At 66.4% G+C, this 19,261-nt stretch carries 18 protein-coding genes; 9 read left to right on the forward strand and 9 right to left on the reverse strand.

The genetic code is table 11. From position 1 onward, the window contains the following. Positions 1–39: 39 nt before the first annotated feature. From C8C94_RS20115 to C8C94_RS20130, 4 genes are all read right to left on the reverse strand, one after another. Complete coding sequence (locus C8C94_RS20115) at positions 40–795, reverse strand: amino acid ABC transporter ATP-binding protein (protein ID WP_055394382.1); 756 nt, start codon at positions 793–795, stop codon at positions 40–42. Next, entirely contained in the window at positions 792–1,574 is a 783-nt protein-coding gene (locus C8C94_RS20120) for an amino acid ABC transporter permease (RefSeq protein ID WP_121421972.1), read from the reverse strand. The genes C8C94_RS20115 and C8C94_RS20120 overlap by 4 nt, the downstream gene beginning before the upstream one ends. A gap of 125 nt (positions 1,575–1,699) precedes the next feature. Continuing rightward, entirely contained in the window at positions 1,700–2,464 is a 765-nt protein-coding gene (locus C8C94_RS20125) for a transporter substrate-binding domain-containing protein (RefSeq protein WP_121421973.1), read from the reverse strand. Positions 2,465–2,718: 254 nt separating this feature from the next. Beyond that, positions 2,719–3,477, reverse strand: coding sequence for a TSUP family transporter (locus tag C8C94_RS20130; RefSeq protein WP_055394375.1), 759 nt, complete (start codon positions 3,475–3,477; stop codon positions 2,719–2,721). A 364-nt stretch (positions 3,478–3,841) separates the two neighbouring features. On the opposite strand from C8C94_RS20130, the gene C8C94_RS20135 reads away from it, so the two are divergent. Together C8C94_RS20135 and C8C94_RS20140 are read left to right on the forward strand one after the other, a co-directional pair. Beyond that, complete coding sequence (locus C8C94_RS20135; RefSeq protein WP_121421974.1) at positions 3,842–5,200, forward strand: ammonium transporter; 1,359 nt, start codon at positions 3,842–3,844, stop codon at positions 5,198–5,200. 164 nt (positions 5,201–5,364) lie between these two features. Then, positions 5,365–5,697 (forward strand): hypothetical protein, encoded by a 333-nt coding sequence (locus C8C94_RS20140; protein ID WP_121421975.1) that lies wholly within the window; start codon positions 5,365–5,367, stop codon positions 5,695–5,697. A gap of 36 nt (positions 5,698–5,733) precedes the next feature. On the opposite strand, the gene C8C94_RS20145 is transcribed toward C8C94_RS20140, so the two are convergent. Next, a complete protein-coding gene (locus C8C94_RS20145; protein WP_121423005.1) occupies positions 5,734–6,084 on the reverse strand; it encodes an antibiotic biosynthesis monooxygenase in 351 nt (116 codons plus the stop codon). Positions 6,085–6,104: 20 nt separating this feature from the next. After that, entirely contained in the window at positions 6,105–7,784 is a 1,680-nt protein-coding gene (locus C8C94_RS20150; protein WP_121421976.1) for a GMC family oxidoreductase, read from the reverse strand. A 443-nt stretch (positions 7,785–8,227) separates the two neighbouring features. Here C8C94_RS20150 and C8C94_RS20155 point away from each other — a divergent pair, with 443 nt between their 5' ends. The 4 genes from C8C94_RS20155 to C8C94_RS20170 all read left to right on the forward strand — a co-directional run bounded on the left by C8C94_RS20155 (position 8,228) and on the right by C8C94_RS20170 (position 12,071). After that, entirely contained in the window at positions 8,228–9,352 is a 1,125-nt protein-coding gene (locus C8C94_RS20155; RefSeq protein WP_121421977.1) for an ABC transporter permease, read from the forward strand. Then, on the forward strand, positions 9,349–10,236 hold the full coding sequence (locus tag C8C94_RS20160; RefSeq protein ID WP_121421978.1) for an ABC transporter ATP-binding protein: 888 nt from the start codon (positions 9,349–9,351) through the stop codon (positions 10,234–10,236). Before C8C94_RS20155 ends, C8C94_RS20160 begins: the two co-directional genes overlap by 4 nt. Beyond that, positions 10,236–11,198, forward strand: a complete 963-nt coding sequence (locus C8C94_RS20165; protein WP_121421979.1) for an MlaD family protein — start codon at positions 10,236–10,238, stop codon at positions 11,196–11,198. The genes C8C94_RS20160 and C8C94_RS20165 overlap by 1 nt, the downstream gene beginning before the upstream one ends. A gap of 174 nt (positions 11,199–11,372) precedes the next feature. Further along, positions 11,373–12,071 carry an ABC-type transport auxiliary lipoprotein family protein gene (locus C8C94_RS20170; protein ID WP_121421980.1) on the forward strand — a complete coding sequence of 233 codons (699 nt, stop codon included), beginning with the start codon at positions 11,373–11,375 and terminating at the stop codon, positions 12,069–12,071. A gap of 83 nt (positions 12,072–12,154) precedes the next feature. Here the strand turns inward: C8C94_RS20170 and C8C94_RS20175 are convergent, their stop codons facing one another. From C8C94_RS20175 to C8C94_RS20185, 3 genes are all read right to left on the reverse strand, one after another. After that, positions 12,155–13,558 carry an NAD(P)/FAD-dependent oxidoreductase gene (locus C8C94_RS20175; protein ID WP_121421981.1) on the reverse strand — a complete coding sequence of 468 codons (1,404 nt, stop codon included), beginning with the start codon at positions 13,556–13,558 and terminating at the stop codon, positions 12,155–12,157. Positions 13,559–13,730: 172 nt separating this feature from the next. Continuing rightward, the gene (locus tag C8C94_RS20180) at positions 13,731–15,176 is read right to left on the reverse strand and encodes a DUF1501 domain-containing protein (RefSeq protein WP_121421982.1); all 1,446 of its coding nucleotides are present in this window, start codon (positions 15,174–15,176) and stop codon (positions 13,731–13,733) included. Positions 15,177–15,187: 11 nt separating this feature from the next. Further along, positions 15,188–17,200: a DUF1800 family protein gene (locus C8C94_RS20185; RefSeq protein WP_199731305.1), complete on the reverse strand. Its 2,013-nt coding sequence runs from the start codon at positions 17,198–17,200 to the stop codon at positions 15,188–15,190. Between the two features lie 427 nt (positions 17,201–17,627). On the opposite strand from C8C94_RS20185, the gene C8C94_RS20190 reads away from it, so the two are divergent. From C8C94_RS20190 to C8C94_RS20200, 3 genes are all read left to right on the forward strand, one after another. After that, positions 17,628–17,846 carry a CsbD family protein gene (locus C8C94_RS20190; RefSeq protein WP_055398709.1) on the forward strand — a complete coding sequence of 73 codons (219 nt, stop codon included), beginning with the start codon at positions 17,628–17,630 and terminating at the stop codon, positions 17,844–17,846. A gap of 119 nt (positions 17,847–17,965) precedes the next feature. Further along, positions 17,966–18,547: a hypothetical protein gene (locus C8C94_RS20195; protein ID WP_121421983.1), complete on the forward strand. Its 582-nt coding sequence runs from the start codon at positions 17,966–17,968 to the stop codon at positions 18,545–18,547. A 198-nt stretch (positions 18,548–18,745) separates the two neighbouring features. Then, on the forward strand, positions 18,746–19,261 hold the full coding sequence (locus C8C94_RS20200) for a hemerythrin domain-containing protein (RefSeq protein WP_121421984.1): 516 nt from the start codon (positions 18,746–18,748) through the stop codon (positions 19,259–19,261).

The following is a 19,261-nucleotide window of genomic DNA, read 5'->3' on the forward strand; positions in this document are numbered from 1 at the left end:
CGGCCTCTGCTTTGCAGTGCAGTCCGGTGAGGACGCGGCTCAGTGGCTGACCTGGCCCAGGAACGCGCGGATGCGGTCATTGGCCGGGTTGCTGAAGAACTCCTGCGGCGGCGCATCGTGCGCAATGCGGCCCTGATCGAAGAACATCACGCGGTCGGCCACCTCGCGCGCAAAGCCCATTTCGTGGGTGACCACAATCATGGTCATGCCACCACGCGCGAGGCCTCGCATCACGTCCAGCACTTCCTTGACCATCTCGGGGTCGAGTGCCGATGTGGGCTCGTCAAACAGCATCACCTTGGGTTGCATGGCCAGCGCACGCGCAATGGCCACCCGCTGCTGCTGCCCGCCTGACAGCTGCCACGGGTACTTGTGTGCATGGTCCTGCATACCCACGCGGCGCAGCAGCTGCATGGCTTCGTCGTTGGCCTGGGTGCGCGGGGTGCGGCGAATGCGGCGGGGCGCCAGCGTCACGTTGTCCAGCACGCTCATGTGGCCGAACAGGTTGAACTGCTGGAACACCATGCCCACCTCGCAGCGCTGGCGCTGCAGGGTGGCGAGGTCGTCGCAGACGTCCACGCCGTCGATGGTGATTCGCCCGCTGTCGTGGGGTTCGAGCCGGTTGATGGCGCGCAGCAGCGTGCTCTTGCCCGAGCCCGAGGCGCCGATGATCACCGTTACCTCGCCGGTGTGGAACACGGTGGAGACGTCCTTGAGCACCTGGTGTGCACCAAACGACTTGCACACCCGCTCGGCCACGATGTAGGGCTTGGGCTGGTTGGTCGTTGCGGTCATCGGTTGCGCCCTTCCACGTCAAAGCGGTATTCGACGGCGTTGGAGACTTGCGTGACCAGCGTGGTCAGCAGCAGGTAGGTGATGGCCACCGTGGTCAGCGTGGCAATGGGCTGGAACGTGGCCGACTGGATGCGGTTGCCCACATTGGTCAGCTCCACCACGCCGATGGCGTAGGCCAGTGACGAGTCCTTGAGTAGTGCCACAAAGTTGCTCACCAGCGGCGGCAGCGAGATCTTGAACGCCTGCGGAAACACCACGTCCAGGAACACGTGCATGCGGCCCAGGCCCAGCGCCTTGGCGGCCTCGGTCTGACCCCGGGGCACGGCCAGCAGGCCAGCGCGCAGGGCTTCGGCGTTGTAGGCGCCCACATTCAGCCCCAGGGCCACGACGGCGGCGGCAAAGTCGGGCAGGTTCAGCCCCGGCACCAGCACGGGCAGGGCAAAGTACACAAACAGGATCTGCACCAAGAGCGGTGTGCCGCGAATCGCCCAGATGTACACGCCGGCAATCCAGCGCACGGCCGTCCAGCGGGCGGTGCGGGCCAGCGCCGCCGCCGTGCCCAGCACCAGGCCCACGGCACCACTGACCAGCGTGAGCCACAGCGTGGTGCGCGCGCCTTCGGAAAACGCCTGGGCGTTGGGGCCGATAGGGTCAGGAAAGAACGAAAGCAACTGGCCCAGCAACGAGAGGGCCAGAACCATCAGCACCAGTGCAGCGACCAGCGTGGCATTGCTGCGTTGCTGTCGGGACCAGCCTTGTGGCCAAAGAGCGAGAAGCATGGATCGGACGACCGGAAGGTCTTGGTTGGAAATCGGGCCGGCGGCAGGACCATGGTGACGCCGTCAAAAACAGCAAAGGGTGCGCAACGGGCCAGGCCCAGCGCACCCCGTAGCGTGTTTTTATATCAGTTGCAGCGCACGTCTTCGTTGAAATACTTCTTGGAGACGGCGGCGTAGCTGCCATCGGCCAGCACTTCGGCAAACGCCTTGTTCCAGGCATCGGCCAGGCCGGTGTTGCCCTTGGCCATGGCGGGGGCGATGCGTTCGATGAACAGCATGTCGCCGAGCTTGAACCCGGCCTTGGCGTTCTTGGCGGCGGCTTCCTTGGCCACGAACTTGTCGCTCACCCAGGCGTCGACGCGTTTGGAGATCAGGGCGCGCTGGGCGTCGGTGTCCTGCGGGAAGTTCTTCACCTCCTTCACCCCGGTGAGCTTCTGCACGTTTTCCAGGTAGCTGGTGCCGGTCTGCACTGCCACCACCTTGCCGGTCAGGTCCTTGGCGTTGCGGATTTTTGCGTCCATGGCCACGATGATGCCGCCCGAGCAGTAGTGGGGGTTGGCAAACGTGACGGCCTTGGAGCGTTCTTCGGTCACGCCGTGCGAGGCAATGACAGCGTCCCAGCGGCTTTGGCCCAGGCCGGTCAGCAGTGCGTCAAAGCCCAGCGTCTTCCATTCGAGCTTCAGGCCCATCTTCTTGACCACCAGCTCTGCCACTTCCACCTCGAAACCCGTCAGCTTGGTGCCTTCGAAGAAGTTGAACGGGGCAAACTGGCCTTCGGTGGCCACGATGATCTTGCCGTCCTTCTTGATTTCGTCCAGCGTGCGGGCCTGGACGGCGAGGGCAGCGCACAGCGCCACGGCGGTGACAACGGCAGACTTGAAAAACTTCATGGCAGGTTCCTGTGGGGGTGGTTCAGGTACAAAAAATCCGGCATGCGGGTAGGCAAGCCGGAGCGGGTGAATGCAGGCATCGCCAACAGCGATGGGCCTCGTCATCAAACGGAAATGCGCAGAAATTATAGGACGGGCGTTCACATTCGGGCCATGCAGGGCAACCCCGATGACCTCGGGGCGCCCTGGTGGTAGGCCTGCTCAGCTTAGCAAGCATGATGCCATCCGGTGGCACGAGCCCCTTCGGGCCTCGGTTAGCGCAGGAACGCGTCGTAACCCGTCTTGAGGATCAGCGTGCTCACCACCACGATGAAGATGCCACGCACAAAACCCGTGCCGTGCTTGAGCGCCAGGTGCGTGCCCAGCAGGCTGCCCACCACATTGGCGATGGCCAGCGTCACCGCAAAGTGCCACCACACATGGCCCTTGGCGGCAAACAGCGCGATGGCGGCGATGTTGGTGGCGCAATTGAGCAGCTTGGCCGAGGCCGAGGCGTTCAGGAAGTCATAGCCCAGCAGCCGCACAAACAGAAAAACGAAGAAACTGCCGGTGCCCGGGCCGAAGAAGCCGTCATAAAAGCCGATGACCACGCCGATCAGGCAGGCCGCCAGCACTTCGGCCCTGCCCGCAAAGCGGGGTGTGTGGTGCCGCCCCAACTCTTTCTTGGCCAGCGTGTAGACCAGCACCCCCAGCAGCACCAGGGGCAGCAGCTTGCGCAGGAAGTCGGCCGACATCACGGTCACGGCCCAGGCGCCTGCAAACGACCCCGCAAAACCGGCCGCTGCCGCGGGCAGCATGGCCGACCAGCGAACCTGCACCTTGCGGCTGTACTGCCAGGTGGCCATGGCCGTGCCCCACACCGAGGCCGCCTTGTTGGTGCCCAGCAGCGTGGCAGGGGGCGCCCCGGGGAAAGCCGCAAACAGGGCCGGCACCATCACCAGCCCGCCACCCCCCACGATGGCATCCACGAAGCCTGCAAGCAGCGAGGCAAAGGTAATAAAAATCCATTCCATCGCAGGATTTTCGCAGCTTGCCTGCTATGGATTCAGGACTCCTCGGGGCACTGGCGAAAGGGAGGCCAGCGTAGAACAGGCAAGAAAAAGGCGCTGGGATCGCCAGCGCCTGGAAAAAACGCACCTCGTTGGGTGCTTGAAATTTGTTTATTGGTAGAAAGAGTGTCTCCTCGGGCCCCTCGCTTGGCACACCGAAGCGCGCTTTCGAGTGCCGCAACTGTAGCGACTGCACTCCGCTGGTGCATTGGGGGTTTCCCGCCCCCGTTGTGGGGCAGTGATCGGGTTTCCAGGGGCGGAATCGGGGTGTTGGGGTTGGCACGGCTCGTGCAATCGCGCTTGTAACAATTTGCGAAAGGGAGCCGCCATGCGGGGAGTCAACCACCGGTTCGTTGGGGTAGGGTCGCTGTGTCTGGGCCTGTGCGCGAGTGCGCTGGCGCAGACGGCGCCAGAGGTGGCGGCGGGAGCGGTGCCTTCCTTGTCCCTCACACGTCCCGGGCTGGTGGCGCAGTCCACGATCAGCGCGGCAGATACCGCGTGGATGATGACCTCCACAGCGCTGGTGCTGCTGATGACGCTGCCGGGCATTGCCCTGTTCTACGCAGGCATGGTGCGCAAGAAGAACGTGCTCAACACCATGGCCAGCGTGGTGGCCATTGCCGCGCTGGTCAGCCTGCTGTGGTTTGGGGCGGGTTACTCGCTGGCCTTCACCCCGGGCAGCCCCTGGCTGGGGGGATGGGACCGCATCGGCTTTGCGGGCCTGGACTTTCAGATCGCTGGCGGCAAGCTGGCCGTAAGCCATGTGGCGCCGCACATCCCCGAGTCGGTGTACGCCATGTTCCAGCTCACGTTTGCCATCATCACCGCCGCGCTGCTGGTGGGGGCGTTTGTCGAGCGCATGCGGTTTTCCGCCATGCTGATCTTCATCAGCCTGTGGACCCTGCTGGTCTACGCCCCGGTGGCGCACTGGGTGTGGGAGCCAGGGGGCTGGCTGGCCCAGATGGGTGCGCTGGACTTTGCCGGAGGCTCGGTGGTGCACGTGAATGCGGGTGTGGCCGGGCTGGTGTGCGCGTGGTTCCTGGGGCGGCGCACGGGCTATGGGCGCGAGGCGTTCGAGCCCTACAACCTGGGGCTGACCATGGCGGGCGCGGGCTTGTTGTGGGTGGGCTGGTTCGGCTTCAACGCAGGCTCTGCCGTGGCCGCCGACGGCCGTGCGGGGCTGGCGATGGCGGTGACGCACCTGGCCGCAGCGGCGGGGGCCTTGTCGTGGATGCTGGGCGAGTGGGTGGTGCGCGGGCGGCCATCCCTGTTGGGGCTTTGCTCTGGCCTGGTGGCGGGCCTGGTGGCCATTACGCCTGCTGCGGGTTTTGTCACGCTGCGCTCGGCAGTGGTGATTGGCGTGGTAGCGGGTTTGGCCTGCTACTGGGGCGCCACGGGGCTCAAGCGCCTGCTGCGCGCCGACGATTCCCTGGACGTGTTTGGGGTGCATGGCATCGGCGGCATCGTGGGCTCGCTGCTCACAGGCATGCTGGCCAGCCGCACCGTGGGGGGTGTGCCAGGCAGCCTGCTCACCCAGGCCATTGGCGTGGGCGCTGTGATGGCCTACAGCCTCGTCGCAACCGCCGTGCTGTTGTGGATCACCAACCTGGCTGTGGGCCTGCGGGTGGATGAGCAGAGCGAGCAGACCGGGCTCGACATTGCCCAGCACCGTGAGCGCCTGGGGTAGATGGAAGCCCCCCTGAGCCGCTTCGCGTCTTCCCCCGAGGGGGACGCCACCCGTGGCCTGGCAAAGCCAGTTCCACGGTGGCACTGGCTTGGGCTGCGCCCCTGTCATGGCCAGTTGGTGGTGCGCAGCGCCATGGATGACTGAAATGCCATAAGGAGCCGACCATGCCCGATTCCGACAAGCTTGCCATTGCCGCCCATTTGCATGTGCTGCTGCGCCGCAAGACGGGGCGCGTGACCGACACTGAATGGATGGCTTCCAACGTTGAATATGCGCTGGAGATCGTGCGGTTCGCACGCCAACGTGCCCAGGAGGACAACGTTCCGGAGCTGGTCGAGTGGGCCGACCGCCTCGATCTCGCCATCCATGCCGCCCCACCTGCTGCGCCGCGCCGACCCTTGCTGGATGTGGCCACGCAGGCGGTGCGCCAGCGCATGGCGCCGCCGCCGCCAGAGCCTGCGCCGGAGGTTCCCCGTTATGTGGGAGGGATTCGCTGACCGCGCTGCGGCCGGGTGGCCGTTGCGCGGGCGGTGTCAGTGCGCTGCCGCGCCCTGCACGAACAGGCTCGCCGTGGGTAGCAGCCCGGCCAGCTTGTCATCGCCATAGGTGCGCAGCACCTGCGCAATCACGACCTGGTAGCCGTTGAGCCACTGCGCTTGCGCCGCCTTGGCCTTCAGGTGGGCGGGGTGCTGCATCAATGCCTGCAGTGCTTCGAGCGACTGCCAGTAGTAGACGTTGGACACGAGGCCCTTGCCCGTGTCCTCCCACGATTCCTCGCCCAGGTAGCCGTCGATGGAGCGGGCGGCGGTCGCAATCGCCTCGTCCAGGCGGTGGAAGGCGTCGTCGAATTGTTTGGTGGCAAAGATGAAGGTGGAGGAGTACATGGGCGCGATGGTATCCGCGCTCATGCCGCGCGCCGCGCCTGGATGATCCACTCCGCCGCCTTCTCGGCCAGCATCAGTGTGGGCGAGTTGGTGTTGCCGCTGGTGATGGTGGGCATGGCCCCCGCATCCACCACGCGCAGGCCTGCAATGCCGCGCACGCGCAGTTGGGAGTCCAGCACCGCCATCGGGTCGTCATCCCGCCCCATCTTCGTCGTGCCCACAGGGTGGAAGATCGTGGTGGCAATGTCACCGGCCAGGCGCGCTAGGTCCTCGTCGCTTTCAAATTGCACGCCGGGCTTCCACTCCTCGGGCTGGTACCTGGCCAGCGCGGGCTGGGCCACGATGCGGCGCGTGACACGCAGGCTGTCGGCGGCCACCTGGCGGTCTTCGGCGGTGCTCAGGTAGTTGGGAGCGATGGCCGGTGCGGCCTTGAAGTCGGCGTTCTTGATATTCACCGTGCCCCGGCTTGTGGGGTTGAGGTTGCACACGCTGGCCGTGAAGGCCGGAAAGCTGTGCAGCGGCTCGCCAAAAGCGTCGAGCGACAGCGGCTGCACGTGGTACTCGATGTTGGGCCAGGGCTGGTCGGCGCTGCTGCGCGTGAAGGCCCCCAGCTGCGAGGGCGCCATGCTCATGGGGCCACTGCGTTTGGTCGCGTATTCGAGCCCGATCTTGGCCTTGCCCCAGAGCGAGCTGGCCATGGTGTTGAGCGTGGCCACGCCGTTGACCTTGAACACCGCGCGGATCTGCAGATGGTCCTGCAAATTGGCGCCCACGCCGGGCAGGTCGTGCACCACGTCGATGCCGTGCTGGCGCAGCAGCGCGGCCGGGCCGATGCCCGAGAGCTGCAGCAATTGCGGTGAGTTGACCGCGCCTGCGCTCAGGATGACCTCGCCCGTTGCGCGGGCCGTGACCATCTCCTGGCCGTCCCACACCTGCACGCCGGTGCAGCGCTTGCTGCCGTCGGGCTGCGTCTCGACGATGAGCTTGGCGGCCTGCGCGCTGGTCCACATCTCGAAGTTTGGGCGGCCGTAGCAGGTGGGCCGCAGGAATGCCTTGGCGGTGTTCCAGCGCCAGCCGCTTTTCTGGTTGACCTCAAAGTAGCCCACGCCTTCGTTGCTGCCGCCGTTGAAGTCGTCGGTGGCCGGGATGCCAGCCTGCTGCGCGGCCTGGGCAAAGGCGTCGAGCACATCCCATCGCAGGCGTTGTTTTTCCACGCGCCACTCGCCGGTGCTGCCGGTGGCCTTGTTGCCATGCAGGCGCTTGAAGTTTTCATTCACGGCGCCGGGCTGGTCCAGGCGCCAGTGGTCCTCGTGGCGGCGGAAGTAGGGCAGGGCGTTGTCCCAGCGCCAGCTGGCGTCGCCCGTCAGTTCGGCCCATTGGTCGTAGTCGCGCGCCTGGCCGCGCATGTAGATCATGCCGTTGATGCTGCTGCAGCCGCCCAGCGTCTTGCCGCGCGGGTAGCGCAGGGTGCGGCCGTTCAGGCCCGCATCGGGTTCGGTGTTGTAGAGCCAGTCGGTGCGCGGGTTGCCGATGCAGTACAGGTAGCCCACGGGGATGTGGATCCAGTGGTAGTCGTCCTTGCGGCCGGCCTCGATGAGGAGCACGCGGTGGCGGCCGTCGGCGCTCAGGCGGTTGCTCAGCAGGGCGCCGGCGGTGCCGCCGCCGATGATGATGGTGTCAAACGTGGTGTGATCGCTCATGGGCAGGGGCGGTGGCAATGTGTGGAAGGAGACGGAGGGCCATTGTGCGGACAGCGCCGGGTGTGTCGAGAGGGTCAGTGCCTATTGCTATTAAATATATAGCTACCAGCGAACGATGGTTAAGCGCTGGCGGCCTGTTTGATATTAATTTCACGCATTCCTGGCCCGCCTGTGCTTGGCGCACGGCCCTGGGGTTCCTCTGCACGAATCGCCGCGCCGTGTGCATCTGCGGTCTGGGGCGGTCTGCGGCGTTGCAAAACCTCGCAATAGCTGCGGCTATTGCTGCGTTTGCGCCTTGCAGTCCATCCCGATCCGCAGCGCACACTTTCCGCTCGATTCGTGCAGAGGATCCCTGGCGGGCATCAATCCTACGTGCCGCCTGCGTCCGGCTCCGCTACCATGCACGCTCCCTTTCATTCTTGGCAGCCTGCGCTGCCCAGTTCATGACCGACCCCGCTCCTCGCATTGTTCGCGCCGACACGCCCCAGGGGCCTTGTGCGCAGCTGCACGGGCGCTGGGGCGCGGCGGAGCTGGGAACCGGGACGCAGTGGCAGGCCGTGTCGGGTCAGCTGCGCAGCCACCCGGCCGCGCCCACGCTGGGCTGGGACCTGATGCAGCTGCAGTGGCTGGACCACGTGGGCGCCCAGTTGCTGTGGAACCACTGGCAGCATGCCTGGCCCGAGCGCCTGGCTTGCACCGACGCCCAGCGCGACATGCTGGCGCGCGTGGCGCAGTTCACCTGCACCGCTCCGCCGCCCGAGCCCTGGCGGCTGGGTGAGCAGGTGGACCACCTGGGGGTGCTGGTGCTGCACGGCGTGGACCATGCCCGCCACATGCTCGAAATGGTGGGCCGACTGGTGCTGGACCTGGGCCGCCTGGCGCGCGCGCCGCGCAAGGGGCCGTGGCGCGACGTATCGGGCCACCTGTACCGCATGGGGGCCACGGCCCTGCCCATCACGGCGCTCGTGGGTTTTCTCATCGGCGTGGTGCTGGCCTACCTCATGAGCCTGCAGCTGCGGCAGTTTGGCGCCGAGTCGTTCATCGTCAACATCCTGGGCATCTCGCTCATCCGCGAGCTGGGGCCGATGCTGGCCGCCATCCTGGTGGCGGGGCGCTCCGGCTCGTCGATCACGGCGCAGATCGGCGTGATGCGCGTGACCGAGGAACTCGATGCCATGCGCGTCATGGGCATTCCCCACGGCTTTCGGCTGGTGATGCCGCGCACCATTGCGCTGGCACTGGCCATGCCGCTCATCAGCGTGTGGACCACGCTGGCAGCGCTGGCGGGCGGCATGCTGGCGGCCGACGTGGCCATGGACATTTCGCCCGGCTACTTCGTGCAGGCCCTGCCCGCCGCCGTCAAGGTCGGCAACCTGGGCCTGGCCATGGCCAAGTCGGTGGTGTTTGGCGCGTTCATCGCGCTCATCGGCTGCCACTGGGGCCTGCGCGTGAAGCCCAACACCCAGAGCCTGGGCGAGGGCACCACCGCTTCGGTGGTCACGTCCATCACCATGGTGATCATCGTGGATGCGTTGTTCGCTGTGGCATTTAAAAACATAGGCATATGAGCAGCCACGCACGCACATCGTTGCCCGAGCACATCGCCGTGGCGCCCGGCGAGCCGCCCATCGTGGACGTTCAGGGCCTGTGGACGCAGTTTGGCAAGGGCGATGAAACCTTCACCGTGCACCAGGACCTGAACTTCACCGTGCAGCGCGGCGAGATGCTGTCGCTGGTGGGGGGCTCGGGCACGGGCAAGACGGTGCTGCTGCGCCAGATCCTGGGCCTGGCCCGGCCTGCGCGGGGGCAGGTCACGGTGCTGGGGCGCCCGGCGTCCGAGATGGGGCGCGAGGGCGCGGCCAGCCGCGTGGGCATGCTGTTCCAGCACGGCGCGCTGTTCTCGGCCTTCAATGTGCTCGACAACGTGGCCTTTGCGCTGCGCGAGCAGGGCACGCTGCCCGACGACCTGGTGCGCGACGCTGCGCTGGTCAAGCTGCAGATGGTGGGCCTTCAGCCCGAGCACGCCACACGCATGCCGGCGGATCTGTCGGGTGGCATGGTCAAGCGCGTGGCGCTGGCGCGTGCGCTCATCATGGACCCGCCGCTTCTGCTGCTCGACGAACCCACGGCGGGGCTGGACCCCAGCAGCTCCGACGACTTCTGTGCGCTGCTGCGCGAGCTGCGGGCCGCGCTGGGGCTCACGGTGGTCATGGTCACGCACGATCTCGATACGCTGTTTGCGCTGAGCACCCGGGTGGCCGTGCTGGCTGATAAGAAGGTCATCGTCACCGGTCCGCCGCACGAGGTGGCGCATTTCAAGCACCCGTTCATCGAACATTTCTTCCTGGGTGAACGTGGCCAGCGCGCCATGGCCCCGGTGCAATCCGTGGAGCACGCCCTGGCAGCACAGACCGCTGCCGCCGTGCCCACGCCCGACAAGGAACCCAGCTGATGGAAAACAAATCCCACGCCCTCGCCGCAGGCATCTTTGTGCTGGTGGTGGCCGCCATGCTGGCGGGCCTGGCCATCTGGCTCACGCGCGACAGCGCCAACTACGAGCAGTACGAGCTGTCCACCAAGGACGGCGTGAGCGGCCTGCAGCCCCAGGCCGCCGTGCGCTACAAGGGGGTGGCCGTGGGCAAGGTCACGCGCATCGGCTTCGACCCGCAGGTGACGGGCAACGTGCTCATCCGCATTGCCGTCAACGAGCAGGCCCCCATCAGCCCCACCACCTTCGCCGTGCTGGGCTACCAGGGCGTGACGGGCCTGGCCCATGTTCTGCTGGACGATGCCGACCAACCTTACCCCGAGCTGCCCCCGGGCCCCAGCGGCCTGCCGCGCCTGCCCATCAAGCCGTCGCCGTTTGGCAAACTCGCGGAGCAGGCCCCCGCCATCCTCACCCAGGTGGAAGAAGCCACGCGGCGCATCAACCAACTGCTGGGCGACACCAACCAGCAAAAACTCACCGAAGCCCTGGGCAACATTGCCCAGGCCGCAGGCAGCGTGAACACGCTGACCCAGCGGCTCGATGCCACCGTGGCCCAGCGCCTGGACCCGGCCCTGGCCGCGCTGCCCCCGCTGGCCAGCGATGCGCGCAAGACCCTGCAGTCCCTGCAGCAGGCCGGCGCCAGCGTGTCGGTGCTGGCTGCCGACGTCAGCAAGACCACGCAGCGCCTGGGGGCCGAGGGCGGGCCCATCGACCAGATCACCATCGGCACGCAGTCCCTCGCCCGCGCGGCCGACCAGTTCAGCACCACCACGCTGCCGCGCCTGAACCGCGCGGCCGACGACACCTCGCGCGCGGCACGCACGCTCAGCCGCACGGCGGGTGGCGTGGCGGACAACCCCCAGCTGTTCATCTACGGCTCGGGCCGCATTCCGCCCGGCCCGGGCGAACCTGGTTTCGCGCCCTGAGAAGGTGTGAACGAACCCACCATGCCCGCTCATTCCCCCAAAACACACCCGCTCGTCGTTGCAAATGCTCGCCATAGCCCGCGCTATGGCTGCGCTTTGCGCCTGGACCGGCCGCGTTTCGGCGGCCTGCTCGGGCACGCCGGATTCATTCACACCTTCTGAGGAGAAGCGTTGATGGAAAATACTATTAAAAACATAGCTGCTAGCGCTGTTCCATCAAGCGCTAGAGGTCTATTTGTTTCAGTTGTTGCTGTGGGACTGCTGGGTATCGCAGGCTGCTCGGCGCTGCCCAGCCCACCCTCGCGCCCCGTGCTCTACGACTTTGGCCCCGGCCCGGTCGCCACGGCCCCCAGCGATCGCCGCGCCCCCCTGCCCCCGTTGGCGCTGGCCGATGTAGAGGCCCCGGGCCTGCCCGAGGGCAGCAACGCCGTGCTCTACCGCCTTGCCTACGCCGACGCCCAGCAGCTGCGCCCCTACAGCCAAGCCCGCTGGAGCCAGCCACCCGCCCAGTTGCTGCAGCAGCGCCTGCGCGAGCAGCTCGGCCAGCGCCGCGCCATCCTCAAGGCCGACGACGGCGCGGCCCAGGCGCGCGACGCCGCTCAGGGCGGCCGCTTGCCAGCCGTGCTGCGCGTGGAGCTGGAAGAGTTCAGCCACCTGTTTGCCAGCGCCTCGGACAGCGCGGGCGTGGTGCGACTGCGTGCCACGGTGGTGGACCTGACCCCGGGCGGTGAAGCGCTGCGCGGCCAGCGCGTGTTCACCGTGCGCACCCCGGCGCGCAGTGCGGATGCAGCAGGCGGCGTGGCTGCATTGGCCGATGCATCGACTCAGGTGGCGCAGGAAGTGGCGGAGTGGGTGGAGCAGGTGGGGCGGTAGACCGACGCTGCGGTGGGTGTAGCCCGGTGGGTGCCTATCGTCTGTCGAGGCCTCGCCTTGTGGCGATCAGCGGCGCCCACTGGTTATGAACGTGTCGGCGCGGCGGTTTCTGCCTGTTTTGCGCCGTTGGATTTAGCGCTTCCCTCAATCCCCGTCACCACCCGCGCATAGCGCGCAAAGCTCCAGTACGCCCAGGCCCAGTCCAGCAGCACGACCAGGCGGTTGCGAAAGCCGATCAGGAAGTAGACGTGCGCGAACAGCCAGAACAGCCACGCAAAGTAGCCCGAAAACCGCACCGGCCCAGCGGGCGAGGTGAGGTCCACCACGGCGGAGTTGCGGCCGATCGTGGCCAGGTTGCCGTAGTCGCGGTAGCGAAACGGCTGCGTGGCCTGGCCGGCCAGGCGGCGCAGGATGTTGGCGGCCGTGGCGCGCCCCATCTGCTTGGCGCCGGGTGATACACCGGGAACGGGGGTGGGCTCCTGGCCGGGCCCGTGGCTCTTGGCAGCAGCCAGGTCGCCGATGACGCTGATCTCGGGGTGGCCGGGCAGGCTGAGATCCGGCGCTACCACCACGCGGCCCGCCCGGTCGGTGGCGCAACCCGTGGCCCCGGCCAGCTGGCGGCCCAGCGCCGAGGCCGCCACACCGGCCGCCCAGACAATGCATTTGCTCTTAATTTGATAGCTAATTGCGCTTGTTGGTTGAGCGCTGGATGGCGATTCGACCATCAATCCGTCGCTGTCGATGGCGGTGACGCGGGCGTTCAGGCGCACTTCCACGCCCAGCTTTTCGAGCTGCTCCTTGGCGCGCTGGCTCAGTGCCTCGGGCATGGACTGGAGCACGCGGGGGCCGCCTTCGAGCAGGATGATTTTTGCGCTGGCCGGGTCGATGTGCCGGAACTCGCCGGGCAGTGTGTGGCGCGCGATCTCGGCCAGCGTGCCCGCCATCTCCACGCCTGTGGGGCCTGCGCCCACAACCACAAAGTTGAGCCAATCGGTGCGGCGGGTGGGGTCCGCTTCCTTTTCTGCCGCCTCGAAGGCCAACAGGATGCGGCGGCGGATCTCGAAGGCATCGTCCAGCGTCTTGAGGCCCGGGGCATGGGGTGCCCAGTCGTCGCGGCCGAAGTAGCTGTGGGTGGCGCCTGCAGCGACGATCAGGTGGTCGTAGGGCAAGGGGGCAGACGGGTGGGGCCCGTCCTTCAAATGCACGGTGCGCGCTGCCACGTCGATGTGCGTGACTTCGCCGAGCAAAGTCGTGACGTTGGGCTGCTGCCGAAACAGGTGCCGGATGGGCGCTGCGATGGCCGGGGCCGACAGCCCGGCCGTGGCCACCTGGTAGAGCAGGGGCTGGAAGAGGTGGTGGTTGGTCTTGTCGATGAGCGTCACGTCCAGCGCGGCACCACGCAGCGCACGGGCGGCTTCGAGGCCGCCAAAGCCGCAGCCGATGATGACAACACGGGGGCGGGGCGAGGGAGCGGAAGAAGTGGTCATGCCCCCATTATTGGGGCTCGCAGCTTCCGGGCAGCCTGTGAAACGGGCGCTCCCCCGGAGAAGGGCTGCCAAGCAAGGGCCGCCCCGCAGCGAGGGCTGCGTCCCCCCGCCCGCAGCGCGCAGCGCTACGAGAGCGGGGGGAAGCGGCGCAGCCGCTCAGGGGGGGCTCACATCACGCCATGAAACCCAGGTTGGTCGGGTAGTCGGCCCCGCCAAAGTGGCTCAGGTTGGGCAGCACGCCCGCCAGTTCGCTGTTGCTCACGCCAAACCAGCTGGCCAGCGTGGCCGCGTACTGGTCCACCGAGGTGCTGGGCAGCAGGCGGCCCTGGCCCACATGCCACTGGTCGTTGGCATCGGCAGTGTTGGTGATGCTGACCGGCGGCGCCTTGCCATAGAAGGCCTTGCCCTTGACTGCGCCACCCACCATGAGATGGTGGCTGCCCCAGCCGTGGTCCGAGCCGTCGCCGTTGGAGCTGAGCGTGCGGCCGAAGTCCGAGGCCGTGAACGCCGTCACCTTGTCGGCCACGCCCAGTTCGACCGTGGCGTTGTAGAACGCGGTCATGGCTTCGCTCACGCGCTGCATGAGCGTGGGCTGCTGCGAGATCAGGTTGTCATGCAGGTCGAACCCGCCCAGCGACACCATGAACACCTGCCGTTTGCTGCCCAATGCGGTGCGTGCACCAATAAGGCGGGCGACCATCTTGAGCTGGTCGGCCAGCGAATTGCTGGTGGGGAAGGCCGTGGCCAGCGTGACACCGGCCAGCCCGGAGGTGATGGAAGCCTCGGCGCCCACAGCCCGCGCGGTGACGCGGTTGTATTCGTTCTCCAGCGTCTGGCCGCTGGTTTGCTGGATCAGCGAGGTCAGCGCTGCGCGCACGGCCGTGGAGCCGTAGACATTGCTTTTGACGCCGTTGATCGGGATCGCACCGTTGGTGCTGACCTGGTACTGCAGCGCGGAGTCGCCCGAGAGGAACACCGCATTGCCCGTGACGGAGATGCAGGTGAACAGCGAACTGCCGTTGGAGGACAGCGCCAGGTCGCCGATGTTGCCGCCCCAGCCCACGGTGGAGCCTTCGGGCGAGGACGACTGCCAGACCGATTGCTGGTCGTTGTGCGAGAACAGCTTGGGGGGCAGCGGATACAGCGCACGGTTGCTGCCGCTGTACTGCGCACGCGTGAGCGGCACGACCAGGGGCCCTACGTTCAGCTGCACGGCTGCCTTGCCGGTGTTGAACAGGTTGGTCAGCCCTGTCATGGCAGGGTGCAGCGCGTACTGGCGCCCACCGGCCAGTGGCGTGGTGGGCGCGAGCAGGGTGGGGGTCAGGGCGGACTTGGCCAGGGCAATGCCCCCCGCCGTCTGCCCGGCACCGCCTCCGCGCGCGGCGCTGTATTTGTTGTAGCTGTCGTCGTCATAGGTAATGACGGTGTTGGCGTAGTCGTTGCCGCCGTACAGGAAGACGCAGACCAGCGCCTTGTAGTCGGTGGCCGTGAAAGCTGCGGCTTCGCCCACGGCAGCGAGATTGAGCGCAAAGGGCAGGGCGGTGCCTGCCATGCCCAGCTGGGCCGAGCGGCGCAGGAAGGCGCGACGGGAATGGAGGTCGGGTTGGAGGAGATGCATGGCGGCGCGCCTTATTTCTGGATCAGGTATTCGGCCGAGGCCATGACGAGGAAAATCGCGGCCGCCACGCGGTCACGTTTGGCATTGTCCGTGCTTGCCGCCGTGACGGGGGTCGTCTTGAGGGCGTCTGCGATGAGCTTGACGGTGGCTGCAGACAGCTGGCCAGCCGTCATGAGCAGGTTGATCCGGTCCACGAGCGCATCGGCATCGGCCACGATGGCCAGTTCGTTGGTATAGGCCGCCTTGATGTCGAAGCCGTTGTTGCCGTTGCTGCCGTTGTTGGGCAGGTCTGGCGCGTTCACGAAGATACCGTTGCGGATCACGCCCTGCATGTAGTTGAGGTAACCGCCCACGCTGCTCTCGTTGACCAGCTGGAACTCGGGCGCCACGGCACCGGCCGTGGCCAATGCCGTCGAAGGCGGCACATAGCCCGGCCGGAAGAAGTTGAACACCGATGGCGAGCGCAGCGGGCTCTGCGCCAGGCGCGAGCCGGCCGAGCTGAGGTCGCCGATCTTCCAGCTGCCGTATTGCGACGCGATGCCAAAGGTGCGGCCCCACTGCACAAAGCGCAGCATGGGCTCGCGCAGGCGGCCGAACATGGGGTCCGTGAGCCCGGCGGGCGCACGGGCGTCGTCGTCGAGCAACACAGCCTTGACCACGGCCCGCAGGTCGCCCCGCACGCCGAGGCCGTTGTTGTTGAAAGCGGCCGCCACACGGCTGATATAGCCGGGTGACGGGTTGCTGGTGACCAGGCGCTGGATCAGCTGCTTGCCGATGAATGGCCCCACGTTGGGGTGGTTGAAGATGGTGTCCAGCGCCGTTTTGAGCGCCGCCGCACCGGGCGTGCCAGCGGCAACCGTGGTGCCTAGGAAGGTGGCGGCCAGCGTGGAGTGCCGCGACTCGTTGAGTGCCATGGGCAGCCGCGTGAAATGGGTGCTGGGCACGGTGCGCGTGGTGCCGGGCACAGTGGTCGGGGCATTTTGCGACTGGTCGTAGTCGTAGCCCGTGAACACGCGTGCCAGGTTGGTGATGTCGCTCTGGGTATAGCTATCGACCACCTGGCCCGAGCCATTGCGCTTGGCTGTGCCATCCTGGTTCAGCTCCACGAGCCCGATGGACATCAGCTGCAGGATCTCACGGGCATAGTTCTCATCGGGCTGGCGGCCGGTGGAGGGGTTTTCCTTCTGGTTGCCGCGCGTGTTGAGGTAGTAGCCCATCGCTGGATTGAGGGTCACGTCCTCCAACAGCTTGCGGAAGTTGCCGAAGGCATTGGCAACCAGCTGGTCCCAGTAGTGGGCGATGGCATGGCTGCGCCAGCTGAAGTCCAGGCCCGAGAGCGATACCACGCAGATCTCGGACAACGCGAGTGCCACGCGTTTGCGCAAGCCGTCGCTGGATGTCATGAGCTGTTGCCAGATCATGTAGTCGCCCGGGTAGGTGTTGTCGTAGTACGACGTGGCGTTGTCCACCGTGTTGTACCCGCGCTGGTTCAGCCAGTCCCACCCCTTGGTGCCGACGGGCAGGCTGAACTGGTTGTTGATCCAGCTGTCGTAGGTGCTGGCGCGCAGGGTGGCGATTTCGCCGGTGGATGCCGAGAACTGCGCTTGCAGGAGAAACCGCGCCGCTTCCTGGTCGGTGTCGGCCCGTGTGTAGGTGTAGCTTCCAGCTCCCGGGGCTGGCGGTGGGGGCGGCGGCGTCGCAGGCCCTGGAGCGGGTGTGGGGCCGGGTGCTGGCGCAGGCCCTGGGGCGGGCGGCGTGGCGGGACCCGGTGCGGGGGCCGGGCCAGGCGCAGGTGCCGGGCCAGGGGGGGGCGCAGAGCCCGGTGTTGGCGTCGTGGGTGGGCTCACGGTTTCATCAGCCGCATCACCACCACCACAGGCCGCCAACGCCACGCTGGCCATCAGGGCGGCGAGCGTGGCCTCCTTGGGCAACGGGGCCGGGCGCGGAGCCGGCTTTGTGGTGTCGATTCCCTCTGCAACCTCGGCAGGCGCTGCTGCGCAAGGCTCCTCTTTCAACAGTGTCATGGTGGTTCTGCTAGTTGTTTGTCACGCGAGCAACACCCTGCGTAGAGCCTTCCAACGCATTGCGTGCACGGCCCGTCTGCGTGGGTAGCTCTGCCCTGGGTGCCAAGGCCGGTGAATCAAGTGTATGGATTTGCAACTGGGAGGCACTCGGGCTAAATCGTTATGAATGACTACAAAAGTCACTAAATGCAACTTTTTACCCAATGAGGTCGGTTTCGACTATGGCGTATTCACCCACGGTTTTCTGAGCTGCGATCCAGAGCGGCTTGTCTGGCATCGGTGTAGTCCACAGGCCGACGTTCTCTGCCTCTGACTGCCTACGTGTGGCGCGGCGCGGGGTTTCTACAGTGGGCTCATCGCTGACCGGCACCGTTTACCGCCATATCGGTGGCATGGCCGCAGCGAAACAACCGCAAGGAAGAAGACCATGAACGAAGACACCCTCAAGGGCAACTGGAAGCAGTTCAAAGGCAAGATGATTGAACAGTGGGGCAAGCTCACGAACGATGACTTTGACGTCATTGATGGCAAGCGTGAACAGTTCCTGGGCAAGCTGCAGGAGCGCCAGGGCATTGCCCGCGACGCAGCCGAAAAGCAGCTCAAGGAATGGCAAGAACGCCACCCGGACTTCCGCTTCAACGACTGACCGGTTGCCCGGCGCAGGGGCCCGGCCCCTGCCCTGCAGCAACACGGGAAACGACGGCTCCCGCACCCTGGTGCAGACAGCTGGACACCCCTGAATCACCCAATCCCGAGGAGAAACCCATGAAATTCGCACGTACTCTGATCGCATCCGTGGCTGCCGGCCTGCTGGCAACCTCTGCCTTCGCCATGACCGAACCCGAGCACAAGGCCGCCAAGGAGCGCATCTCGGCCGACTACAAGGCCGACAAACAAAAGTGTGATGCCCTGAAGGCGAACGCCAAGGACGTCTGTGTGAAGGAAGCCAAGGGCAAGGAAGATGTGGCCAAGGCAGAACTGGAAGCCCAGTACAAGCCGAGCCCCAAGGCCACCCAGAAGGTGGCAGAAGCCCGCGCTGACGCTGCCTACTCTGTCGCCAAGGAAAAATGCGATGACCTGAAGGGCAATGAAAAGGATGTCTGTGAAAAGGATGCCAAGGCTGCCCAGGTGAAGGCCAAGGAAGATGCCAAGGTTGCCGCAGCGCAGGCCAAGCCTGCTGACAACGCCGCCGAAAAGGGCGCCGCCGTGGCAGAGGCCCGCAAGGATGCCAACGCAGAAAAGAACGACGCCAACTACAAGGCCGCCAAGGAGCGCTGCGATGCGCTGTCGGGTGATGCCAAGTCCAAGTGTGTGGACGACATGAAGCGCATGTACGGCAAGAGCTGATCCGCTGGGGACCTCTCAGTGGCCGGTACTCCCAGCCGCTGGCAGTCTTCACAATGCCCCGCCCCGTGCGGGGCATTTTTTGTTGTGGGGTCCGGATGGTGCTGAGCGGTTGATGCCGAACTGACCTGCATCAACACGCCCTGGTGGCTGGCGGCCTAAGCTCGTGCCCTGTTTTTGTCTCGCTGCAAAGGGATTCCCATGGCACAACTCGAATGGTCGGACGCGCTGGCCCTGGACCTGCCCCTGATGGACGACACCCACCGCGAATTCGTGGACCTGCTGGCCGCCGTGGACCGGGCCGACGATGCGCAGCTGCTCTCGACCTGGCATGCGCTCGTGGAGCACACCGATCACCATTTTGCGCAGGAGGACGCCTGGATGGAGTCCACCCGTTTTGCCTCGGGCAACTGCCACAGCATGCAGCACCGGGTGGTGCTGCAGGTCATGCGCGAAGGGGTGGTGAGGGCCCAGCAAGGCGACCTGCAAGTGCTGCGTGTGATGGCCAGCGAACTGGCGCTGTGGTTTCCGCAGCACGCCCAGAGCATGGACGCTGCGCTGGCCCTGCACTTGCGCCGTGTGGGCTTTGACCCGGTCTCGGGCGTGGTGCACGCGCCGCACGCGCTGCCGGGCGAGCTGATCCAGGGCTGTGGTGGATCGACCTGCTCCGACACTTCGGCCGGTGTTGGCGCCACCGAGCCAGCGGCAATGGCCTGA

Origin of the sequence: Acidovorax sp. 94, from assembly GCF_003634645.1 — a bacterium.
GTDB lineage: Bacteria > Pseudomonadota > Gammaproteobacteria > Burkholderiales > Burkholderiaceae_C > Acidovorax > Acidovorax facilis.